Source organism: Clostridium sp. AF15-41, from assembly GCF_003604095.1.
Taxonomy (GTDB): Bacteria; Bacillota; Clostridia; order Lachnospirales; family Lachnospiraceae; genus Coprococcus.
In genome coordinates, this window is sequence record NZ_QTMQ01000012.1 from 1 (window position 1) to 380 (window position 380).

At 42.6% G+C, this 380-nt stretch carries 1 pseudogene; it reads left to right on the forward strand.

What is annotated here, in order from left to right:
• Positions 1 to 380 (forward strand): annotated as a pseudogene (locus DWW43_RS12195) (hypothetical protein); the annotation flags it as partial.

Below are 380 nucleotides of genomic sequence, written 5' to 3' on the forward strand. Positions count from 1 at the left end.
ACATTCACCTATCAGGATCTGAAAACCGTTTATACGATCGTAATGTTTGAAAACAGCCCGAAAGAATGTAAAACTGCCGACCTGGCTGACATTTATCTGCATCACGGAAAAGCAGCATTTGATACCGGGATCGACCTTCGTCTTCTACAGGAATACTATGTCGTTGCCCTTGACGTCTTCCGAAAAAGTAAGTATTCTAAAGATATCAACGAACTTAACGCATGGTTATCCCTGTTGACGGCAACTACCATGGATGACCTTGCAGCACTGATATCCGACTATCCATGGATGGAGACTATCTGCATGGATATGTCAGAATATCTGTATCACCCGGAGGAGGTTGTTACCATGTTTTCTGAAGCATTACGAAAATTGGATGA